This is a genomic window from Kaistia defluvii (assembly GCF_026343955.1).
In the GTDB taxonomy this organism is placed as follows: Bacteria; Pseudomonadota; Alphaproteobacteria; order Rhizobiales; family Kaistiaceae; genus Kaistia; species Kaistia defluvii.
The window spans coordinates 706,957-727,218 of the sequence record NZ_JAPKNI010000001.1 but is presented as its reverse complement, the minus strand read 5'-3'; the positions used below and the strand labels follow the sequence as shown (position 1 = coordinate 727,218).

Genomic DNA, 20,262 nt, shown 5'->3' with positions numbered 1-20,262 from the left:
GCGGCCGAAACAGTCCTGTCAGGTGAGAGCATTGCTATGGGGCTCGGCGATCAGTTGCCGACGGCTTCGGGATGTTGGGCGATGAACGCTGCGACATTCTCGGCCGTGATCAGGACGGCGGGCACTTCGACCGCCTTGGGCTGCCAGTCCGCTTTGGCCTTGATGATCTCGGGAAGCAGCTTGACCATGTCATAGCCTTCCTTGTGGCTGTCTTCCCAGGCTGTCGCGGTCATATGGCCGTTCTTGATGTTCTCGATTGCCTGCGCGTTGCCGTTGACGCCGTAAACCTTGACGTCCGTGCGGCCCTGCTGGCGCAGCGAGCCGATCGCGCCGATGGCCGGATCATCCCAGCAGCCCCAGATGGCGAGATTGCCGTCGCCGGCCGGATGCGAGGCAAGCCAGGCGTTGGCATATTGTGCGCCATCCTCGAAATAGCCTGGGATGCGAACTTCGTTCTTGGTGACTTCGATGCCCGGGTGCTTGGCAAGCACTTCGTCCAGCAAGGTCTCGCGATTGCGGCAGACTTCGCCGGTGCGATAGGTGAGGGCCAGCAGGCTCGCCTTGTCGCCGAGATCGGCGATCATCCTTTCGATGACGGGCAGGGCGATCGGCGCGCCCGAACCGTTGGTCGCGGAAACCGAGCCGCCGATTCCGCCGCCCCAGGTTACGACCGGTATGCCTGCGGTCTTCGCGGCTTCGAGGCCGGCGCCAATCGAGGAATACGGGAACACCATGTCGATGACGGCGACGGCGCCACGCTGGGCGAAATTCTGGATGGCGGAGTTCGCCTGATCGGCGTTGCCGGCCGCGTCGATGACCGAGACTTCCCAGCCGAGCTCCTCGCCGGCAGCCTTCGCGCCCGTGATGTAGCGAACATTGTTCGCCTCGGTCGCTGCGATCGAAACGATGCCGAGCAGTGGCTTTTCCTGCGCCGCCGCGACGCCGGCCGATAGGACAAGGCTCGCCAGCAGCGAGACGCCGAGTGTTATTTTGGTCATTGGGTTCCTCCCCAAAAATCCGCTTCAACACGCCTCGACATGCAGCGAACGCGTGCTAACCGTTTTGCTATGTTCGTTGAAACGGCATTCCTTGGCAAGTGCAAGTTATGGATTGCGGCCTAGACAAGCCATTTCCATCGGCTAAAATACAGCGAAACGATTAGCTCGGTGTGGAATGACGACCATCAAGGATGTGGCGAAGGCCGCGGCAGTTTCCACGGCGACGGTGTCGGCTGTGATCAATGATTCCGCCTATGTCAGCCCCCCGCTCCGGGCGCGCGTGCAGGCGGCGATCGATGATCTGAAATACGAGCCGTCGCAGATGGCGCGAAACCTCAAGAAGGGGCGCAGCCAGCTTATCGGCCTGGTCGTCGCCGACCTCGCCAATCCGTTCTTCGCCCGCATGGTCTGGGCGGCGGAGGCGGCCGTGGCGGCCTGGGGCTATTCTCTGGTCGTGTTCAACAGCGACGAGAAGCCCGAGAACGAGAGGAAGGCGCTCGCCCGCATTCGCGCTCTATCCTGCGATGGGGCGCTGGTCGTTCCGGTGGGGCTGCCGGCCCACTATGCCCAGCGCGATGCGGAGGGCCATGGCATCCCGACGGTGCTGTTCGGGCGCATTGTCGAGGATCGACGCTCGGATACTGTCACCATCGACAATGTCGCCGCAGCGAGCCAGGTCACGAACTATCTGCTCGATCTCGGCCATACGCGGATCGGCTCGATTACCGGCCCGCTCCATTTGACCACGGGGCGCGGCCGGCTGGATGGAATGCTGCAGGCGATGCAGCAGCGTGGCCTCGCGCCCGAGCCGGGCCATGTCCGCGCCGGTGAGTTCCGAGAGGACGTTGCCTATTCCGTGGCGCGCGAGATGCTCGATCGTCCGGACAGGCCGACCGCTTTATATGTCGCCAACGGCGTGATGGCGCTGGGCGTCATGCGGGCCCTGGCCGATCTCTCGATTCCTTGTCCGCAGGAGATCTCGATCGCGTCGACCGATACGATCCCCGGTATCGGAGGCTTGCGGCCGCGATTGACGCGCACCGAGCACCCGATCATCGAGATGACCAACGAGGCGCTGCGGCTTCTGGTGGATCGGATCCAGCGCGGCGATAATACGCCGCCGCGAAACGTCGTGTTCCAGCCGGCCCTGATTCTGGGCGAGAGCTGCGCGCCCCTGAGGCGGGGTTCCGTCTGACCTTGCTGACATTGTCTCCATGGATCCCAGGCGCCGGGCAACTAGCAGGGGTGGAGCGGATGCCATAGCCCAGAAGGCCGGGTAGCCGTCGCCCGGGATCGTGGTTCGGATCGAACCAAAGGCCTTATGCCCGGCCGAATTCACAGGAGGGGACAGGACGGCGGTCGGTGGCGGCGATCGGTCCCACCATCTGGACGACGGCCCTTGCGCCGTTCCGCTGTCCAGGCCGGAGGCGATGAAAGGTCTCTCCGCAGCGGTCGCATGCACCGTCCGCGTCGGACGCGTCCCTGGGCATGTCCAGCGTGCCGTACGGTTCTGGAACCAGGCGGCGCAACCGGGTCGGCGGGGTCCCTGGCGTCCCAAGACGGCCAGGGACCGCGCATTCCGGGCGCGTGGAGGCGCGGGTGGCTGGCTCCGCGCCCCGGCTCGCTATTGGCCGCCTCCGACGTTCTTGAAGGACTCGTTCAGCTGATCCTGGATCTGGTCGATCGAGAAGCTGGCCGGACGCTGCGCCGGCGGGAAGTCCTTGAATGTCGCGAGGAAGTTGGCGACATAGGCCTGTCCGGCGATCGCCAGGTAGCTGTGCGCAAGCATCCAGTCCCAATAGGTATTGGAGGTGATGTCGGCGCGTTCGTAGGGATCCGCCCGCAAGTCGAACATCTTCGGCAGGCGTAGCCGGGTGAAGGGTTCCGCCCAGATTCCCATCGTGCCGGTCTTGCGCTGCTCGGCGAAGACAAGCTTCCAGTTCTCGAACCGCAGCCCGACCACCTCGCCGTCATCGTTGAGATAGATGAACGAATTGCGGGCGCTCTTGTCGGACTCGCCCGTCAGGTAGGGGAGTTGGTTGTAGCCGTCGAGATGGTTCTTGTACGACTTGCCGTTGATCGTCGTGCCCTTGAGCAGCCGCTCGCTGATATCGGCATCGCCGGCTGCGGCCATCAGGGTCGGGAACCAGTCCAGGCCCGAGAAAATGCCGTTGGCGACGCTGCCTTCCTTGATGTGTCCGGGCCACCGGATCATCGCCGGTACGCGGTAGGCGCCTTCCCAATTGGTGTTCTTCTCGCTGCGGAACGGCGTCGTACCGGCATCCGGCCAGGAGTTCTGGTGCGGGCCATTGTCGGTCGTGTAGATCACGATCGTGTTGTCGGCGATGCCCATGTCGTCCAGCGACTTCAGTACCGTGCCGATCAGCGCGTCGTGCTCGATCATGCCGTCGGCATATTCGGTCAGCGCCGCCAGGCCCGGGGGACTGCGATGCTCGTCGCGGACATGGGTGCGGAAATGCATCCGCGTGGTGTTGAACCAGGTGAAGAATGGCTGTTTCGCCGAGTTCTGGCGCTGCATGAAGTCGATGGCGGCCGCCGCCGTCTCGTCGTCCACGGTCTCCATGCGCTTGCGTGTCAGGGCGCCGGTGTCTTCGATCCTGCCGTCGGCAAAGGAGCGGAGGACGCCGCGGGGGCCGAACCGCTTGCTGAACTGAGGATCGCGCGGGTAGTTGCGATCTTCCGGCTCTTCCTCCGCATTGAGATGATAGAGATTGCCGAAGAATTCGTCGAAGCCATGGGCGGTCGGCAGAAACTCATCCTTGTCGCCGAGATGGTTCTTGCCGAACTGGCCGGTTGCGTAGCCCTGGTCCTTGAGCGCCGAGGCCAGGGTCACGTCGGACGCCTGGAGCCCGAGATCGGCGCCGGGTATCCCGACTTTCGAAAGGCCCGTTCGCAGCGTCGACTGCCCGGTGAGGAAGGTCGAGCGACCCGCCGTGCAGCTCTGCTCGGCATAATAGTCGGTGAACTTCAGTCCTTCCTGGGCGATGCGATCGATGTTCGGTGTCTGGTAGCCCATCAGGCCGAAGCTGTAGGTCGAGAGGTTGGTCTGGCCGATGTCGTCTCCGAAGATGACGAGGATGTTGGGCTTGGCGGCGTTGTTCGGGGCGGGTGCGTCCTGGGCGAAGGCAAGCGCCGCAGGGCCAAGCAGCCCCGCTCCAACGACAGCCGCCGAGGCGATGAGTCTGGGCACTCGCATAACGGATCCTCCTGTTCTTTGAGAAACGTCCTTCACTGATCCCGTGGCGATAGGGGCTTCTTTCAGGCGATCGTCGCGAATGGTGTTGTCTTCGGCGTCCGGCGGTGCCGTTATTTTGGAAACAGGAAGGTTGCGATCAGGCGCACGCCCCATTCCGGGCCTTCTTCCGGCGCGACGGCGTAGACGCGTCCCATGGCGCCGAGACTGACGCGCTGGTCGCCGAACTTGAAGATCTTGCTGACGCCGAAATTGATCGGGACGGTCCAGTCGCCCGATTGCCAATCGTAGGTCGACTCCGTGTTCAGTATGAGCGACGTCGTATCGGGGAAGGTATAGTTGAGGAAAGGCTGGATGAAAGCCTTGCTGTAGTCGTCGCGACTGTCCGGTCCGGCATAGGACCAGATCTGGTTGGCGAGCACGCCAACGGTCCAGCCGCCCGTCTGCTTCAGCAAGACCGCGGTCGGGCCGGCGCCCCAGATGCCGCTGCCAAGTTCGCTTTCCGTCGCTGTCGGCCACAGGAAAGCGGGGCCGGCGCCGAACACCCATCCATTTTTCAGGGCGGGGGAGAGGAAGAAGCTCTGCGTGGTGTCGCCGAGCCCGAAATGGCTGCCATAGCCAGGCGCCAGTTCTCCCTGCTGGATGGTCGGAAGGATGGTGCGGACAATCAGGTTGAGATTGTCGGACAGCGTGATGGGGATGACGGGCTGCAGGTTCAGCGTGTACTGGCCGGCATCGCTGGGCCCCAGGCAGCAATCATAGTTTCCCTGGAAGGGTACGCTGATCAGGTCCGCGACAGGGTTGGCCAGCTGCTTGGCGAGTTCCGCGTCATCGGCGAGCGCCCCGCCCATGCCTAGGATCAGAGCTGCTGTCGCACCCAAGATTGCCCGGAGCGAGTTCTGCATTGCCGTATGTCTCCGTACGGTTGCTGGATATCGTGTCCTAGAACGAGCCCGCTATGTTGAGATAGACAGCGTTGCCTTCGAGCCGGTTCTTGACGCCGAATTCGGGCGCCCAGTTGACGCTGAAGTTAACCGGCTTTTCCTTGGTGCCGCCGGTATAGGTCAGCACAGGGCCGATCGCGAAAGAGCGGCCCTCGAACCCGTCCAGCCGGTCCACGAGGGGGCCGCCCTGATCCTTGGTCAGTTGCAGCAGCGCCGACGCGAAAATGCCGATGCCGACATTGTTCTCGAATTTCTTGCTGAGCACCGCGTCGACATGGGCCAGCAGGCCGCTGGTATAGTCGGTCGTGGTATTCTCGGTATTGATGTCGAGGCCCGCAACCACGGTAAAATCGATCCCTTGCTGCGGTACCAGGTGGGTATAGGAGAGCGTCGGCGAGAACGTCCAATAGTTCAGGCCGATATTGGCCAGCGCATTCTTCTCCCAGCCTCCGGTGGGGGCATAGATCCGAAGCGCGGCCGAGATGAAGTTCGCCCCCTCGTTCCAGCCGATCGTCGGCGCCACCATGATGTCGCCGATATCCGTGACATGGTCGGATGCGCCGAGCGGGCCGAGCGCCGCATCCACCTTCATGTAGCCCGCCGGGATCGTACCGCTGATGGCAAACGTCAGATTGTCACCCAGCTTGATGTCGGGCACCCAGAGGCCCGTCATGGCGGTCGCGATGACCTCGGCAGATATGCCGAATTGCGCGGTTCCACCAATCGGGATCTCGAGGCCAGCTGCCGCCGAGCCGGAATAGACGAAGCTCGAACTCTGCCAGTAGACGTTGGGAGAGGGCGGGACGATGCCGGCGCCCGGCACGGCGAACAGGCCCACTGTATAGCGCCCCAACGCGGCCTCGGTCGCCAGGCCGCCCGTCGGGCAAAGCGCCAGAAGGCTCACGACTATTGATACGAATGTGATCGGATGTTTCATTGTGATGCATTCCGTCACCGCAATATCTTCAATATACATGCTGGATCAATATGCGTCCAGACGAAACTCAACGTAAGGTGATGAATAATAAGTCTGTTCTATAGATTGAATTCTGTAGTTTATTCATTGGCTGGATGGGCAATGCCTGCGCCGGGCTGGTGCGGGGACGTATCGACTGGGCTCCGGCGGTTCTGTCGCTGTCCATGTCCGTGGCGGGTCTTCATGCCTGTCAGCGGGGGGCATCCGGCGTGACCGTCAAGCGTCGTGCGGCGGCGATGGATGGAGGGCGAGCGGGCAGGGTGGCCAGCCGGACATGGGGCGGATCGGCCATCCCGCGCGTCGTTGTCGCCGGCCGGCCGGCCGGCGCGTGTGTCGTGATCTCATCCGTCGGTTCATGGGCTGAGATCCGTGTTCCTTCGTTTCCATGGGAGGCCGAGAGCCATGTTGGGATCGTTTGTCTCAAAATCTCTGTTGTTTGGCGTGTCCGTGCTGGTGGCGATGCATTCCGGCGCAGCGTTGGCGCGCGACGCCGATACATCGCGCGGGCAATCGGTGCTGCCCTATGCGGAACCTCGCTTTCGGGGCTCGGTCGGAACGACCTTCAAGGACTCGGATCCGGCGGCCTTCCCGAAGGCCGTCCAGGCGCCCGACGGCGCGCCCAACATCCTGCTCGTCCTGCTGGACGATGTCGGTTTCGGCCAGTTCTCCGTGACCGGTGGCGGCGTTCCGTCGCTGAACCTGGAAAGGCTGGCGAAGGAAGGGCTCCTGTACAATCGATTCCACACTACCGCGCTCTGTTCGCCGACGCGGGCGGCCCTGCTGACGGGACGCAACCACCAGGCTTCGGGAACCGGCATCATCACCGAGCTCGCCACCGGCTATGACGGCTATACCGGCATTATCCCAAAGCGCACGGCGACGGTCGCCGAGGTGCTGCGACAGAACGGTTACGCGACGGCCTGGCTCGGCAAGAACCACAACACGCCGATCTACGAGACCAGCGCGATGGGGCCTTTTGACCATTGGCCGAACGGTCTCGGCTTCGACTACTTCTACGGCTTCATGGGCGGCGACATCAACCAGATCAAGCCGTATCTGTTCGAGAACCAGACGCCCGTCGGCACGCCGCAGGACCCGAATTACTTCCTGAGCACCGATCTCGCCGACAAATCGATCCAATGGCTAAAAATGACCGAGGCGGTCGAGCCGGGAAAACCCTGGTTCCTCTATCTCGCGCCGGCTGCGACCCATGCCCCGCACCAAGCTCCGAAGGAACTGATCGCCAAATACAAGGGCAAGTTCGACATGGGATGGGACGAATACCGCAGGCAGACCTTCGAGCGCCAGAAACGCCTCGGCGTCATCCCGCCGGATGCGGTGCTGACGCCGCGGCCGGCGAGCCTGCCGGCCTGGGACAGCGCAAGCGCCGAGCAGAAAGAGCTCTATTCACGGATGATGGAGGTCTTCGCCGCCTATGGCGACCACGTCGATCAGCAGGTCGGCCGCGTGCTCGACTACGTCGCCACGCTTCCCGACGCTTCCAACACGATGATCCTCTACATCATCGGCGACAATGGCGCCTCGGCCGAGGGCGGGTTCGACGGGACGTTGAACGAGAACGCCATCTTCAACCTCTACCAGATGACCTGGCAGCAGATGCTGCCGCTGATCGACGAAATCGGGACGGAGAAGCACTTCAACCACTTCCCGGCGGCATGGGCCTGGGCGATGAACACGCCGTTCCAGTGGACCAAGCAGGTTGCCAGCCACCTGGGCGGCGTTCGCAACCCGATGATCGTGAAATGGCCCGCCAGGATCAAGGACCAGCATGCGATCCGTTCGCAGTTCACCCACGTCATCGACATCGCGCCCACACTGCTCGCGGCGGCCGGTATCGACGAGCCGCGCAGCGTGAACGGCACATCGCAGGAGCCCATCCAGGGCCGCAGCTTCCTCGACACCATGACCGATGCGGGAGCGGGCGAGATGCGGACCAGCCAGTATTTCGAGATGTTTGCCAATCGGGGCATCTACAAGGATGGCTGGTGGGCGGCATCCATGTCGTTTGAGCCCTGGCAGGCCGAGCGCGGGGCGTTCGACCCGTTCAAAGCCAGGTGGGAACTCTACAATCTGGACAAGGACTTCTCCCAGGGCAAAGACCTCGCGCAGGACGACCCGTCCAAGCTGGACGAGTTGACCGCCCTCTGGTGGGCCGAGGCGCGGGTGAACAACGCGCTTCCGCTCGACTGGCGCGGCCCCGAGCGCTTCAGCGGCGAACTTACGGGCAAGCCCAATCTTGCCGGAGACCGCAAGACGTTTGTCTATGCCGGCAACTTCACCGGCCTGCCCGAGGCGGCCGCCCCGGATCTCAAGAACAAGTCGTTCAGCGTGTCCGCCAAGGTCGACATCCAGGATGACAACAACGGCATGATCTTCACGCAAGGCGGCAATACCGGCGGGTGGGGCTTCTACATGAAGGATGGCAAGCTCGTCGTTGCGCACAACTTCATTGATGTGAAGGAGTATGTCGTTCGCAGCGACCAGACCGTGCCCGCTGGCAAACATGATCTCAAGATGACCTTCACCTATGAGGGCGGGAAAGAGATGGGGAAGAGCGGCATTGTCGACCTGTCGGTTGACGGAAAGCCGGCGGGATCCGGCAAGATCGAACAGACGACGCCGTTCAAATACTCGCTGTCTGAAAATCAGGACGTCGGCAGCGACACCGGCTCGCCGGTCGTCTCCGACTATTCGGGCGCCTTCCCCTTCCAGGGAAAGCTCGAGGCGGTCGTCGTGGAGTTGCTCAACTAGCAAGGGACGCGTGGCGGCGATGCGGGCGATGCCGCCCATGAGGGTGGCATCGCGCCTTTCCGGGGGCGCCCGCTTTTTCGGTTCGGCGCGTCCGGGAGCTTGCGCGGGCTTGAAGCCGCGCCATTACCGAAGCTCGAGTGTTTGCAACAAGGCGCCGAAGTTTTCGTCGCTCCCAAGCCTGGAAGGCGTCTTCAAATGGGTGTCCAGGCCCGCCCGCAGCTTCCGCACGAGGCTCGGGCTATAGCCGAACTGCTGGGTGAAGGCTCGGCTGAAATTGGCGGCGGAATCGAAGCCGAAGTCTGTCGCGATATCGGCGATCTTCCGGTATTCGGACCCGTCCGCCAGCATGGCGTGGGCGGCGAGCAGGCGCCGCTCGCGGATGTATTTCTGCACCCCGCCGAAGCTCTCGAACAATTCGTAGAGGCGGGTGCGCGAAATCGCCAATTCCCGGCTCAGAACCTCCGGGCTCAGATCGTCCGACAGGAGGTGGCCATGGATGAACCGGCGCGCCCGCGTCATCAGGCTGGTGTTCGCGGTGAAATCCCGCTCGCTGTTCGGCCCCACCAGATGGGACACGGTGTTGAAGACGATCTCGATCAGGGAGGTTCTCACGCTGGCGAGATCGTCGATGGTCAACCGGCTGAGGCTTTCCTCGACGCTGGCGACGAATTCGATCAGCAGCTTGGCGCGGTGGCCGACGAGAACGGTGTGGTCGCTTGCGCCCGGCAGGCCGCCATGGGCCGCGAAATGATCGATGGGAATGATGAGGGAGACGGATTCCGTTGCCAGCGCGCGGCCGCGGAAGGGCTGGCCGAGCGAGCGGATGGCGATCATGCCGGGCTTGTTCTCGGCGACTCGCCCATCCACCGCCGTCCAGGTGTGACCGGCCCGCAGCAGGGTTATCATCCAATGGTCGATGGGGCTGAAGCGAACCTTTTCGGGAGACCGCTCATAGCTATGCGTCGCCGTCGATTGCTGCACGAGCAGCATTCCGCCGAGATTCCAGCATGTCTGCGACGCCAGGAAGCCGTCGTCGGCAACGACGTCCTCGGGCAGGCGAACGTCAAGCAGAGGCGAGATGTGGTCCTGCCACGCCTGGAACTGCTGGGCCCGAGGGAGAGTATGCGTGGTGAAATGCTGCGGAACCAGATTGGCGCATTCGGTCTCGTTGTCTCCAAGCGGGGCCATCGATACGCGAGGCAGCAATCGGCGTTCGACAAAATCGAACTGAGGGTAAGGTTCCTTGTGCCCATCCGCTGTCACAGCAATACCCTGCCAATCCATTTGAGAACCTAGAAGAGCCGCGCTCTCCTTTCAAGCTGGGCAGAATAGGCATGACCTCCCTGCGCCCTCAGTGATCTTCGCCACAGGAGGAGGCATCCAGTCAGGGGGGGGCGGGTTTCGTTCGGGCTCGAGGGCAGACCGTGCGGGGCCTGGCGCCGGCGGTGAGGCGTGCCGGACGATGGCTTGCCAGCCGCCATGCGCCGGGGGGGGCGTTGCCCGTGCCGTTGCGGAAGTCCTGGATGGGTATTGATGAAAATTGGAGCCAATTCCCGGCAGGATTCTTAGCGGACGGCCCCTAGGAATTCCCCAGATCCACAATCTGGAGACAACCCTGTGAAACACCTCGAACGGCTTCAGCATCTTCGTTGGAACTGCCGGAAGTGGCTGGCGATCGCCGCCACCGGAATGGCCTTGTCCTTGTCGCTGCAAGGCGGCGCACAGGCCGAACCGGCCCGCAAGAAGGGTGGCGAGGTGCGTTCCGTCTACCTCGTCAAGTATCGGGTCAACGGCGAGGTTCGCTACAACAAGGGCCGCGCCGGCAAGATCCTGAAAATTTCCGCCGACGCCTATCGCGGAGGCACGCCCTATGTCTGCACGCCCAGCGGTTTTGGCCAGCAATCGCGATGCTTCCGCCGCAACTTTTTCTGAGCGGGCGCGGCGTCGTCCCGCGCCGGGCGATGGCGCGACTTCCGACGGGGCCTCCTCAGCCGCGCACATCCCGGATACGGCCTGCGTTTCCGGGATGTGAAGACCTGCTTGTCCGGATGCGTACAGGGCAGGTGGGTTCAGGAACCCGCCTGGAGCCGGGCGAGCGGCTTGCTCACCCGATCACCGGGAACCAGCTTGCGAACCTCGTCGCTGCGGCGGACGGGATTGTGCTGAAACACGTACCAGGACCCGCCAAGCGCCGGCTTCTGGTAGATCACGCCATCCTTTTCGCGATGCAGGAAGCAGGTGACGTTGTTGGAATAGCCGGTCCGGTAGTACCAGACCGCCGGCATGCAGAGCTTGCCGCTATTGTTCACCTGCCAGCGGCCCTTGCCATAGGACCAGGCATCGCCCTTCTGCGACCAGCCGGCGAAGCGGTGGCGGTCGCTGGAGAAATAGCCGCCGCCATCCTTCCATTTCCAGGTCTTGCCGGAATACAGCGCCTCCAGCGCCCGGGCACTCATCGGCGCTGCGGCCGCAGCGAGCTTCGCCGTCCCGTCGTCGGTCCTGGATGGGGTTGCGGCGCTGGCGCCGGCGAGGCAGAGCGTGGACAGCGCCGCGCTCATGATCGTGAATCGGATCGGAAACAATTTTCTCTCCTATTCATCCTTGGGGCGGATCCGGGCCAGACCGGGCGGTCTTCCAAGGCCGGACGCGCATTCATTCCAGGTTCGAGATGGCCGCGACCCCGGGGGATCGCCGGCTACTCCAGCGGATCCGACGGAGCGGGCCAGTCCAGCGGATGGTTGGCGACGCGCCAGTCCGGCCGTCCAACGCCCTTGGGCCAGGGATAGACTTCGCGATCGTTGAAATAGACCACCGCCGTCATGGCCGGAAATTCGGCATGCGGACGGTTGGCCGCCAGCGCCCAGGCGCGGACATAGTCGTCCTTGCCTTCATAGCCCAGTTCGGCGATGGCGATCGGCTTGCCGAAGCCTTTCACCCGGTCGTATCCAGGCTTGGTGCGTTCGACGAAGGTGGTGTCGCGCCCGGTGGTCAACTGGTCATAGGGCTGGTAGCCGAAGACCGAGAGGCCGATCGAGTCGACGTAGTCATCGCCCGGATAGTAGGCTTCCAGGCCCTCATCGCCCCGGGGCGACCACATGTACTGGGCGGAGGGGAGTTCCTTGCGGCACACATCCACCGCATGCCGGTAGGCCTTGATGTAGTCGTCCGGCTTCCAGTACGACCATGTGAACTGTCCGGATTTGTCGTCCATTTCCTGGGCCCAGCGGATCGTGACCGGGCTCTTCAGCTCGGACGCGGCCGAACAGACGGATGCCATGTTGGCATCATAGCGCCCGTTCAAAATGCCCCGTAGCAGGTCGTCCGGCGCGACGCGCCAGTCGCGGGCCCATGACCAGGGCTCGACGGTAATCAGCAATGCGCGTCCGCGCTCGCTGGCGTACTGGTCCGCCAAGGCGAGCGTTTCGAGATCGACGTCTTCCCAGGGCAGGAAGAGATGCTCGATCTTCGAGTTGGCGTCATTGGCATAGTCGCCATGCGGGTCATAGGCGCCGGGGGTTACCGACGGCGTGGCGATGACAGGCCGCTTGTCCTGAAACTGGCTGCGGTTGTCGACATTGGCGCCGGAGACGCCGCTGGCGGCATGGAGCGTGCCGGGGAAGGCCGCCCCGCACAGCAAAAGCGTTGCGATAAAGAGTCGTGACTGCATGGCCCCTCACTTCCTGCTCTGTTGTTTCATCGGCGATTGTTTCGGGCGCCGCACCGGCTTCAGGCTGTCGATGTGGTCGGTGACCAGATCGGCGGAGACGAGCTTCTTCGCTTCGTCGTCGGCGCGGCCGTCGGCGTGGCGAAACACGTACCAGGCGCCGTCCGGCACCTGCCTCTGGTAGATCGTCCCGTCGCCGATGCGGTGGGCGAAGCAGGTCTTGCCCGGGAATACCCCCTCGGCGCTGTGCCAGTCCGCCTTGAGGCACATCGTGCCGGCATCCGTGACCAGCCAGCGGCCTTCGGCCCAGGATTTGCCCTTGTCGCTCTCGACCCAGGCGGTGAACCGGCGATCCTCGTCGGCCATCCGTCCTGCGCCGTCCGCCCATTGCCAGCTCTTGTTCCGATAGAGCAGGTAGAGCTCGGAAGCCGCCATGGGGATGGTGCCCGCGGGCGGACTCGCCTCGCTGGCGGAGGCGGCCGGTGCGGTTGCCGTGTTGGCCGTGGCGGGACGGCCGGGGGCCGAGGCCGCGCCGGCCATGGTCACGCCGGCAATCGTCGACGCTGCCACAACGGCCAGGGCCAGACTCGTCGATCCCGACCGGGACCGGCCCGCTTTAGATCTCCATCCGCTCATTCGAACCTCCCATTCGTGCATGGCTTCTCATTCCGCCCACGCGCCGGGGCGAGCGATGATCGTTCGCGTGGGGGCCTTTTCCGGCAGCCTCCTGCCGCGTGGGCGCGGGACGGCCAATCGCCGAGACGTGGAAGCCGAGATCCTCGGCAATCGCCCGCGGCAGGGCGTTGCGGAGGTCGATCAGCACCGGTTGCCGCATCGCGCTTCTGACGCGCACGAGATCGAGGCCGCGGATGCTGTCCCATTCCGTCACGACCACCGCCGCATCGGCGCCGCGGACGCACTCATGCGCATCCTTGCAAAACTCCACGTCGGAAAGGACCCGACTGGCGTTTTCCGCGCCGACGGGATCGTAGGCGCGGATCCGGGCGCCGAAGCGCTGCAGGGTTTCGATCAGCGGCACGGACGGCGCGTCGCGCATGTCGTCCGTGTCGGGCTTGAAGGTAAGGCCCAACACCGCGATGGTCGCGCCTTCGACGTCGCCGCCGAGCGCATCCATCACCTTGAGCGCCATGCGGCGCTTGCGCGCTTCATTGGCGGTGACGGTTTCCTCCACCAGCCGCAGAGAGACGCCGTGATCCTGTGCGGTGCGCAGCAGCGCCAGCGTGTCCTTCGGGAAGCAGGAGCCGCCATAGCCGGGGCCGGCATTCAGGAAGCTGGCGCCAATGCGCTTGTCCAGCCCCATGCCGAGCGCCAGTTCGCCGACATCGCTGCCGACTTCCTCGCAAAGGTCGGCCAGTTCGTTGATGAAGGTGATCTTGGTCGCCAGGAACGCGTTGGCCGCATATTTGATCAGCTCGGACGTGCGGCGCCGAGTCACCACGATGGGGGTTTCGCGCGCCTGCAGCGGCGGGCCATACAGCGACATCAGCACCTTGCGCGCGCAGTCGTCCTCGACGCCGATCACCACGCGATCGGGTTCGAGAAAATCGCGGATGGCGGCCCCCTCGCGCAGGAATTCGGGGTTGGAGGCGACCGAGAACGATCCGGCCGGCCGGATCGAGCCGACGATCTTCTCGACGACGTCGCCGGTGCCGACGGGGACCGTCGACTTGACGACGATCACGGCGCCCTTTTCGAGATGGGGCGCCAGTTCGCGGGCGGCCATGTAGACGAAGGAGAGATCCGCGTCGCCATGGTTGGCGCGGGTCGGTGTCCCGACCGCGATCAGCACGATGGCGGCGCCCTTCAGGGCCTCGGCGAGATGGCAGGTGAAGCCGAGCCGGCCCGCGCCGGCGTTGCGCGCCACCAGATCGTCCAGTCCTGGCTCGTAGATCGGCAGGACGCCGCGCTTCAGGCCGGCGATCTTCTGCGCGTCCTTGTCGACGCAGACGACCTCGTGGCCCCAGGCGGCAAAGCAGGTGCCGCTGACCAATCCGACGTAACCCGTTCCAATGACCGCGATTTTCATGATCAGTCTTGCTCCCGCTCGTCCTGAGGACTGGTTGAACTGCCCCGCCAACGCGGATTGAAGACGGTCTTGTGGACCGCATGTCCCCCTACGCCCGCGCCCGCAACCGAGAAGCGGTCGTCGAAGATGGAGAAGCTCTTCGTGCCCCAGGCCAGCGCCTCGATGCCGTCCCGGCCGCGTTCGATGGTGGCGAAACTGACGATTGCGCACAGCGTGACGAGACCGCTCGCCAGCGCGGGACGATAGGCGCGGCTGCGCATGCGAATGTTGTTCTCGCGGGAATGCCGCAGCACGATCACGGCCATCAGAACCAGGTAGAAGCAGGTATTGATGATGGCGAAGACGTAGAAGCCGCGTGTCTCGAAGGCATCCTGGACAAGGAGAACCGGCAGGATCGAGAGAGCGATGATCACGACGTAGGGCGCCAGGACGCGGAACGGCAGCGGATCGACTTCGGAGGCCCCCTTGGGCGTGACCCGGAAGTCGACGAACGAGCCGGTTGCCCAGTCGCGGAAGGCGGCGATCGTGCCGGCCATCACCCAGGGCCAGCGCGCCAGCAGGAACAGCATCGCTTCCCAGCTGAAGATCTTGCCGTCGACCGGACGGAATGTCCGGCTCGACCGCCACCAGAACGCCAGCACCAGGATCATGAGCGATTGCGGCATGAAATGGAGCAGGAAGTCCGGATAGGTGACCGTCACGAAATTGGCGCCGTAGAGCAGCACCGTCACGGGCAGCAGGAACGTCGCCGCCAGGAAGAACGCATAGAGCGGGTACCAGAGCTGCGAGAACAGGAACTGGACCTTCAGGCGCAGCGGCAGCCGCTTCACCAGCGTCGGCGAATACTGCAGCAGGATCATCACCAGGCTGCGCGACCACTGGAATTCCTGCGTCACGAGATCGGCGAAGGTTCGCGGGCCGTCGCCATGGGCAATGGCGTCGAGGGCATGTGTTCCGCGCCAGCCATGCGCGTTCATGAACAGCGTCGTCGAGTGATCCTCGGCGAGCTCCGGGCCGAGGCCGCCGATCTGCTTCAGCGCGGCCGTGCGCACCGCATAATGGGATCCGATGCAGACCGGGGCATAGCCGCCATTATAGCCGGCCTGCAGCGAGCCATGCATGCTTGCCTCGACATAGAGGCGGCCGCGCGCCGACCAGCTCTCATGCGCATTGCGATCACAGATGCTGGGAGCGGACACATAGCCGATGGCCGGGTCCGCGAAGGGCCGCAGCATGTTGTACAGATAGTCCAGATCCGGCACGTGGTCGGCATCGAGCTGGGAGACGAAGTCATACCGCTCATAGCCATAGGTGTCGTAGAAGAAGGCCAAGTTGCCTTCCTTGCAGCGCGTGCGGCGCGGCCAGGTCTGGCGATGATAGTCGGCGCGCCCCTTGCGTGTGGAGACGAACACGCCGTGCTCGCGGCACCAGTCGAGCGTCTCGGGAGACGGATCCTCGTCGGCGAGCCAGGTATCGTGCGGCACATTCTGCGCCAGCATTGCCAGCAACGTCTCGGCGACGATGGGGAAGGGCTCGGATGGCGCCTTGGTCACGACCATGGCGACCCGGCTGCCGGCGGGAATGCGGAGCGGGCCGTTCGGCCGGCGCGCCTTGTAGAAAATCGTGATGAAATAGACCGGCAGGATGGTGATCCAGGCCAGGATGGCCGTGACCAGCACCGACCCGACGAGATGCGTATGCGTCGCCTCGAACAGCCACCATTGCCAGAAGAAGATGAGGGCCGCGGCCCAGAAGGCGACGCCCACGACATATTCAACCCGCTTGCGGCCGGTGAAGATCGGCACCAGAAGCGGCTCTTCGCCCTGCGTCGTGGGAAGAATGCGCGGCGTCTTCATGGCCGCACCGTCAGTCCGAAAAACGGTGCCGCCGTGCGGATGATCGTATCGAGATCGGAGTGCATCACGCGGAAGCCGAGCTTTTCTGCGGCGAGCGTCGGATCGGCGTAGAGGATCGGCGGGTCGCCGGCCCGGCGTGCCCGCAACGCCACCGGAACCGGACTGCCGGTCACGCGGCCGATCGTCTCGAGGATTTCCCGGATCGAGGTGCCGCGGCCGGTGCCCAGGTTGACGGCGAGATTGTCGCCGCCCCGGATCAGGTGCTCGACGGCCATGACATGGGCGCGCGCCAGATCCGTCACGTGGATGTAGTCGCGGATGCAGGTGCCGTCGGGCGTGTCGTAGTCGTCGCCGAAGACTTCGAGGAAGTCGATCGAGCGGGCCGCCGCGAGCATGGCGCGCGGGATCAGATGCGTCTCGGGATCATGGGCTTCGCCCAGTTCGCCCTCGAGGTCGGCGCCGCAGGCATTGAAATAGCGAAGCGCCGCATAGCGGATGCCATAGGCCGCCGAATAGTCGGCCAGCATCTGCTCGGCGATCAGCTTGGTGCGTCCGTAGGGGTTGATCGGGTGCTGGATTTCGCCTTCCCGGATCGGCAGGTGATCCGGAACGCCATAGGTGGCGCAACTGGAGGAAAAGATGACGGGAGGCGCGCCGGCGAGGCGGCAGGCCTCGAGCAGCGACTGCGTGCCGTTGACGTTGTTCTGGTAGTATTTGGCGGGGTTCTGGACGGACTCGCCGACATAGGCGGAAGCGGCGAAATGGATGACCGCGACCGGATCGAAGGCCTCGATCGTCTCGACCAGCTTCTTCTGGTCGAGGATATCGCCCTCGACCAGCGCGCCCCAGCGCACCGCCGCCGCCGACCCCGTCGAGAGATTGTCATAGACGACGGGGTCATAACCCTGTTTCGATAGGAGCTTGGCCGTGTGGCTGCCGATGAAGCCCGCGCCGCCGACCACGAGAACGGCTGGCCGGCTCATTGCGCTGCCTCGACGAATTCGCCGTCCGCCCGGCTCAGCTGATGCTCGAAATAGGCGATCGTCGACGTCAGGCCTTCGGTAAGGGCCACGCCAGGCGTCCAGTCGAGGTCGCGTTTCGCCGCGGAGATATCGGGCCGGCGCTGGCGCGGATCGTCGGTCGGCAGCGGGCGATGGACGATCTTCGAGGACGAGCCGGTCATGCGGATGATCTGCTGGGCCAGTTCCCGCACGGTGAATTCGCCGGGATTGCCCAGATTGACCGGTGTCCGGATTGCCGGCTGGTTGTACATCAGCCGGCAGAAGCCTTCGATCAGGTCATCGACATAGCAGAAGGAACGGGTCTGCGACCCGTCGCCATAGACGGTGATGTCATCGCCCCGGAGCGCCTGGACGATGAAGTTCGACACCACGCGGCCGTCGTCGGCCCGCATCCGCGGCCCATAGGTGTTGAAGATGCGGACGATGCGGATATCGACGCCATGCTGGTGGTGAAAGTCGTAGAACAGCGTTTCCGCGGAGCGCTTGCCTTCGTCGTAGCAGGAGCGCGGTCCGAAGGAATTGACGTTGCCCCAATAGGCTTCCGGCTGCGGATGCACATGGGGATCGCCATAGACTTCCGAGGTCGAGGCCTGGAAGATCCGCGCCTGATGCTTGCGCGCCAGTTCCAGAAGATGGAGCGAACCGATAACGCTGGTCTTCAGCGTATGGATCGGATCCGCCTGATAATGCGGTGGCGAGGCCGGGCAGGCGAGATTGTAGATCTCGTCGACGGGCAGCTCGAGGGGATCCACGATGTCGTGCTGGATGACGCTGAACGTGTCGAAACGCAGCAGATCGCTCAGGTTCTCCATTCTACCGGTGGAGAAATTATCGACGCAGATGACGGTATTGCCTTCGTGGACCAGCCGTTCGCAAAGATGAGATCCTAGAAATCCCGCCCCGCCCGCGACAAGAATTCGGCGAGCCGGCGGCCTCTTTGAAATGATCTTTGTTGTGTCGAATATGTTTTTCAATTTTTCCTCCGTCAGAACAAGGAGAAATTACTCGGACCAGCCGCGTGAAGATCCGATCTGCGTATCCGTCAATTCAAGACGTCACGCAGGAAGCTCGTGCGTATTGTTGATGTCTGACGATAGGAAACTTTGGGTATGCGGTCTCTATCTTGGAATCCGGGAAATTGTCTTCACGTCCATTTTCGCCGTTTCACCGTCCTTTACGGAAAGGCGGGGCGAGGCGCGGATCGGCGGGCCGCAGAACGGCCGCGCGCCGCGGCTGGAACGGACGGAATCGGTCGGGCATGCCGACGAAGCCTCGATGGCGAAGACGCCGGGAGGATGGGGCCATGCATCTCCTGGGAAGGAGGCGATGTCCTGCCGGGCAGGCTGGACGGCAGGAAGATCGCGGTCGCCGAGCCGGGGCTCGGCCCCGGCCCATAAGCTGCCGGATTGGGAGATCGGCGGCCGGCATCGGGAACCGGAGGATCTGTGCGAGGAGGGCTTGCCGCCATCGAGGCGCGCAGACCCCGCCGGGCCCTTCGCCCGGGGAAGCGCCGAAGCCTGGAGGCCCCAGAGGCATCGGTCGAGCGCGCCCGGCCTCTGCGGCGGGGTCGATCTCCCGCCGGCGGGGCCGCTCTTGACGGGTGCTGCGGGATCCGCTCCGAGAATTCGGGGAGAAGGGGCGGGCGGCGGACCCTGTCTGCCGCCCGCCCGCCGATGGAGCTATCTCGTCTTCATCACAGCCGGAATGATCCAGCTTCCGTTCAGGATCGTCGGATCGCTTTCGTCCGGCCAGTACAGGCGCATCATCAGGTAGAACTTGTCCTTGGACGCCGGCAGCCAGTTGGACTCCTTTTCCTGGCCCGGGGACTTGGTCGCCCATGTCGGGATATTCCCGCGGCTTGATCAGATGGCCGCTCGGGGCGCGGGTGTCCTTGGGCTCCACCACTGGTGACGACGCGGCACGTCAGTTCCATCGTCACCAGCGGGTAGCCGTAGATGTAGGCCTCGACGCCCCGTCTAGAAACCGGCGACGATGTCGTACAGCGGGCCGTCCAGCGCGAGCGCGGGCGAGAGGGCGGCGGAACCAAGCAGGCCGGCGCCCAGAAGGGTCGCCGTACGGCGCGCAATATCCATCATCATCATGCTCCTCGATCAGTAGGGGCGATAGGGCGGGTAATAAGGATAGGGCGGATAGACCGGGTAGGGAGGATAGGGCGCGTAGCGATAGGCCGCCCCCGCCGCCGCGCCGGCGTAGAACGCGCCGCGATAGGCCGTGCGCCGCGCCGCGCCGGCAAAGGAGAACGGCGTCAAAGGCATGCCGATGATGTCGATGAACACGGAGGCCGGCCCCGCCGCATCGCCGAGGTCGCCCTCGAGCACGGCGACGTCGAAGACGATGTTCGCCCCGTCCCGCTTGGGCGAGCGAAGCGTCACGACGGCGTCCTTCACGCTCTCGCCGTTCTTGTCGAAGACCGATACGGTCGCGTTGGGCGGGTCCTTGGCGAAGCTGTCGGAGCCGGTGTCCCATTCCTCGAGAAGATGCGCGGTCAGCGCATGGCCGGCTGCCCGCACCGGGCGGTCGGCGAAGATGATCGCGTTGGGCGCCGCGCCGATGAGCGTGAGCCGGTTGCCCTCGAGTTTCGCACCGGCCGCGTTCATCACGATCAGCGACGGTTCGATCTGCGTCTTGGAATTGCCGCCGATCGGTTTCTGGGCTGGCGCCTGGATGGCGTCCTGCGCCCGAGCCGCGGTGGCGGCGGCGAGGGCGCAGGACAGCGCCGCGACCATCAGAATGGTTCGCTTCATCTTC

17 protein-coding genes are annotated in these 20,262 nt (G+C 64.2%); 3 read left to right on the top strand and 14 right to left on the bottom strand.

Annotated features, from left to right (window positions below):
• Positions 1-50 precede the first annotated feature (50 nt).
• The gene (locus OSH10_RS03320; RefSeq protein WP_266330117.1) at positions 51-998 is read right to left on the bottom strand and encodes a sugar ABC transporter substrate-binding protein; all 948 of its coding nucleotides are present in this window, start codon (positions 996-998) and stop codon (positions 51-53) included.
• Between the two features lie 175 nt (positions 999-1,173).
• On the opposite strand from OSH10_RS03320, the gene OSH10_RS03315 reads away from it, so the two are divergent.
• Positions 1,174-2,193, top strand: a complete 1,020-nt coding sequence (locus OSH10_RS03315; RefSeq protein ID WP_266330116.1) for a LacI family DNA-binding transcriptional regulator — start codon at positions 1,174-1,176, stop codon at positions 2,191-2,193.
• Positions 2,194-2,622: 429 nt separating this feature from the next.
• On the opposite strand, the gene OSH10_RS03310 is transcribed toward OSH10_RS03315, so the two are convergent.
• From OSH10_RS03310 to OSH10_RS03300, 3 genes are all read right to left on the bottom strand, one after another.
• Positions 2,623-4,215: an arylsulfatase gene (locus OSH10_RS03310; RefSeq protein ID WP_266330115.1), complete on the bottom strand. Its 1,593-nt coding sequence runs from the start codon at positions 4,213-4,215 to the stop codon at positions 2,623-2,625.
• A 110-nt stretch (positions 4,216-4,325) separates the two neighbouring features.
• Positions 4,326-5,117, bottom strand: coding sequence for a hypothetical protein (locus tag OSH10_RS03305; RefSeq protein ID WP_266330114.1), 792 nt, complete (start codon positions 5,115-5,117; stop codon positions 4,326-4,328).
• Between the two features lie 37 nt (positions 5,118-5,154).
• On the bottom strand, positions 5,155-6,093 hold the full coding sequence (locus OSH10_RS03300) for a SphA family protein (RefSeq protein ID WP_266330113.1): 939 nt from the start codon (positions 6,091-6,093) through the stop codon (positions 5,155-5,157).
• A gap of 480 nt (positions 6,094-6,573) precedes the next feature.
• On the opposite strand from OSH10_RS03300, the gene OSH10_RS03295 reads away from it, so the two are divergent.
• Positions 6,574-8,904: an arylsulfatase gene (locus OSH10_RS03295; protein WP_266330382.1), complete on the top strand. Its 2,331-nt coding sequence runs from the start codon at positions 6,574-6,576 to the stop codon at positions 8,902-8,904.
• A gap of 123 nt (positions 8,905-9,027) precedes the next feature.
• Here the strand turns inward: OSH10_RS03295 and OSH10_RS03290 are convergent, their stop codons facing one another.
• Positions 9,028-10,092, bottom strand: a complete 1,065-nt coding sequence (locus OSH10_RS03290; protein ID WP_266330112.1) for a helix-turn-helix domain-containing protein — start codon at positions 10,090-10,092, stop codon at positions 9,028-9,030.
• Between the two features lie 429 nt (positions 10,093-10,521).
• On the opposite strand from OSH10_RS03290, the gene OSH10_RS03285 reads away from it, so the two are divergent.
• On the top strand, positions 10,522-10,836 hold the full coding sequence (locus tag OSH10_RS03285) for a hypothetical protein (RefSeq protein ID WP_266330111.1): 315 nt from the start codon (positions 10,522-10,524) through the stop codon (positions 10,834-10,836).
• Between the two features lie 137 nt (positions 10,837-10,973).
• Here the strand turns inward: OSH10_RS03285 and OSH10_RS03280 are convergent, their stop codons facing one another.
• The 9 genes from OSH10_RS03280 to OSH10_RS03240 all read right to left on the bottom strand — a co-directional run bounded on the left by OSH10_RS03280 (position 10,974) and on the right by OSH10_RS03240 (position 20,258).
• Positions 10,974-11,462, bottom strand: a complete 489-nt coding sequence (locus OSH10_RS03280; protein WP_266330381.1) for a DUF995 domain-containing protein — start codon at positions 11,460-11,462, stop codon at positions 10,974-10,976.
• Positions 11,463-11,599: 137 nt separating this feature from the next.
• A complete protein-coding gene (locus OSH10_RS03275; protein WP_266330109.1) occupies positions 11,600-12,571 on the bottom strand; it encodes a glycoside hydrolase family 26 protein in 972 nt (323 codons plus the stop codon).
• A 6-nt stretch (positions 12,572-12,577) separates the two neighbouring features.
• Positions 12,578-13,204, bottom strand: coding sequence for a DUF995 domain-containing protein (locus tag OSH10_RS03270; RefSeq protein WP_266330107.1), 627 nt, complete (start codon positions 13,202-13,204; stop codon positions 12,578-12,580).
• Positions 13,185-14,615, bottom strand: coding sequence for a UDP-glucose dehydrogenase family protein (locus tag OSH10_RS03265; RefSeq protein WP_266330106.1), 1,431 nt, complete (start codon positions 14,613-14,615; stop codon positions 13,185-13,187). Before OSH10_RS03265 ends, OSH10_RS03270 begins: the two co-directional genes overlap by 20 nt.
• Positions 14,616-14,617: 2 nt before the next feature.
• Positions 14,618-16,471 (bottom strand): glycosyltransferase family 2 protein, encoded by a 1,854-nt coding sequence (locus tag OSH10_RS03260; RefSeq protein WP_266330104.1) that lies wholly within the window; start codon positions 16,469-16,471, stop codon positions 14,618-14,620.
• Entirely contained in the window at positions 16,468-17,454 is a 987-nt protein-coding gene (gene galE, locus OSH10_RS03255) for a UDP-glucose 4-epimerase GalE (RefSeq protein ID WP_266330102.1), read from the bottom strand. The genes OSH10_RS03260 and galE overlap by 4 nt, the downstream gene beginning before the upstream one ends.
• Entirely contained in the window at positions 17,451-18,467 is a 1,017-nt protein-coding gene (locus OSH10_RS03250) for a UDP-glucuronic acid decarboxylase family protein (protein ID WP_266330101.1), read from the bottom strand. Before OSH10_RS03250 ends, galE begins: the two co-directional genes overlap by 4 nt.
• Positions 18,468-19,172: 705 nt before the next feature.
• Positions 19,173-19,340: a DUF1214 domain-containing protein gene (locus OSH10_RS03245; RefSeq protein WP_323181550.1), complete on the bottom strand. Its 168-nt coding sequence runs from the start codon at positions 19,338-19,340 to the stop codon at positions 19,173-19,175.
• A 264-nt stretch (positions 19,341-19,604) separates the two neighbouring features.
• On the bottom strand, positions 19,605-20,258 hold the full coding sequence (locus OSH10_RS03240) for a hypothetical protein (RefSeq protein WP_266330100.1): 654 nt from the start codon (positions 20,256-20,258) through the stop codon (positions 19,605-19,607).
• Between the last annotated feature and the right edge of the window lie 4 nt (positions 20,259-20,262).

What these genes read in the sequence shown, in the direction of transcription:
- OSH10_RS03320 (WP_266330117.1), bottom strand. Translation starts at nt 998, where the DNA reads ATGACCAAAATAACACTCGGCGTCTCGCTGCTGGCGAGCCTTGTCCTA.
- OSH10_RS03315 (WP_266330116.1), top strand. Translation starts at nt 1,174, where the DNA reads ATGACGACCATCAAGGATGTGGCGAAGGCCGCGGCAGTTTCCACGGCG.
- OSH10_RS03310 (WP_266330115.1), bottom strand. Translation starts at nt 4,215, where the DNA reads ATGCGAGTGCCCAGACTCATCGCCTCGGCGGCTGTCGTTGGAGCGGGG.
- OSH10_RS03305 (WP_266330114.1), bottom strand. Translation starts at nt 5,117, where the DNA reads ATGCAGAACTCGCTCCGGGCAATCTTGGGTGCGACAGCAGCTCTGATC.
- OSH10_RS03300 (WP_266330113.1), bottom strand. Translation starts at nt 6,093, where the DNA reads ATGAAACATCCGATCACATTCGTATCAATAGTCGTGAGCCTTCTGGCG.
- OSH10_RS03290 (WP_266330112.1), bottom strand. Translation starts at nt 10,092, where the DNA reads ATGGCCCCGCTTGGAGACAACGAGACCGAATGCGCCAATCTGGTTCCG.
- OSH10_RS03280 (WP_266330381.1), bottom strand. Translation starts at nt 11,462, where the DNA reads ATGAGCGCGGCGCTGTCCACGCTCTGCCTCGCCGGCGCCAGCGCCGCA.
- OSH10_RS03275 (WP_266330109.1), bottom strand. Translation starts at nt 12,571, where the DNA reads ATGCAGTCACGACTCTTTATCGCAACGCTTTTGCTGTGCGGGGCGGCC.
- OSH10_RS03270 (WP_266330107.1), bottom strand. Translation starts at nt 13,204, where the DNA reads ATGAGCGGATGGAGATCTAAAGCGGGCCGGTCCCGGTCGGGATCGACG.
- OSH10_RS03265 (WP_266330106.1), bottom strand. Translation starts at nt 14,615, where the DNA reads ATGAAAATCGCGGTCATTGGAACGGGTTACGTCGGATTGGTCAGCGGC.
- OSH10_RS03260 (WP_266330104.1), bottom strand. Translation starts at nt 16,471, where the DNA reads ATGAAGACGCCGCGCATTCTTCCCACGACGCAGGGCGAAGAGCCGCTT.
- galE (WP_266330102.1), bottom strand. Translation starts at nt 17,454, where the DNA reads ATGAGCCGGCCAGCCGTTCTCGTGGTCGGCGGCGCGGGCTTCATCGGC.
- OSH10_RS03240 (WP_266330100.1), bottom strand. Translation starts at nt 20,258, where the DNA reads ATGAAGCGAACCATTCTGATGGTCGCGGCGCTGTCCTGCGCCCTCGCC.